Annotated in this window: 1 pseudogene; it reads right to left on the reverse strand. The window is 42.9% G+C overall.

Features of this window, described 5'->3' with window-relative positions:
* Nucleotides 1–48: 48 nt before the first annotated feature.
* A pseudogene (gene tnpC / locus BFU02S_RS15920) lies at nucleotides 49–1,184 on the reverse strand (IS66 family transposase); the annotation flags it as partial.

A 1,184-nucleotide genomic window follows, 5' to 3' on the forward strand; every position in this document is an offset into this window, starting at 1 on the left:
GTAAACGTCAAATAGTCCCCACCTATTAGAAGGCCGGGACTTGGAGTATTATTTAGTTAACTTGTTAAAGGCTATGCAAGTTAGTGGAAGAGTTGTTGACCAAGGTAGTAATGGGTCCAAGGCATTTTCATCTGTCAAATCCATAGTGGGAAGTTGCTCAAACAGATAGCTAAGATAGTAAAATGGATTTATTCCATTTGCTATCGCGGTCTCCACAATGCTATAAATAATGGCGCTTGCTCTCGCACCTTGCGGTGTATTTGCGAATAGCCAGTTTTTTCTTCCGATCACGACTGGCTTGATCGAGCGCTCACTTCGATTATTATCTATCTCCAAACGCCCATCCTCTAAAAAGGCCACTAATTTATCCCATTGGTTTAGACAGTAGGCGATGGCTTCACCCAATCCACTCTTAGGTAACACTTTCTGTTCTTGGATTTTTAGCCATGACAAAAAAGCATCAAGTGTTGGTTTGCTTTTTTCTAGACGTTTTTCATAGCGTTCTTTAGGTTCTAATTCTTTTAACTCTCGCTCAATAGCGAAAAGTTAATTACAGAATTGGAGACCTTCGGTCGCTGTTACAGGTTTTAGGCTATTGGCAGGCAAGGATTTCAGGATATCTGTAAATTTCCTGCGTGCGTGAGCCCAGCAGCCTACAAGGGTTACATTTTCTACTTTATGGTAGCCCTGATAACCATCGACCTGTAAATATCCTTTAAACCCTGACAGGAATTCTTTTGGATTTTCTCCTGCCCTCGTTTCTTGATAATCATAGAGAATGATTGGAGGACCTTCTATTCCTGTACGATACAGCCATAAATAGGATTGGGAAGCAGCTGCCCGTCCTGGTTCACGAAGTACCTGTAAGGTGGTTTCATCGGCATGTAAAATATCAAGCATCAGAAGAAGTTGATGCATCCGATCATATACGGGATACAGCCATTGATCTGCTCCTTGAATCATCCAATTGGCCATCGTTTGGCGTGACAAGGCAAGTCCCATTCTATAAAATTGCTTTTCCTGGCGATGGAGAGGTAAACCTTCGACATATTTTTGGGTCATGATATGTGCCATGATAGATGGGGAAGCCAAGCTGCCCGAAAGCACTGGTTTCCGCATTGGTGCCGTTTTAATCGGTGTTTGAATCTCTTCACGCTCGCAATGGCGGCAAGAGTACACATACC

Origin of the sequence: Neobacillus fumarioli NBRC 102428, from assembly GCF_001591485.1 — a bacterium.
Taxonomy (GTDB): Bacteria; Bacillota; Bacilli; order Bacillales; family Cytobacillaceae; genus Neobacillus; species Neobacillus fumarioli.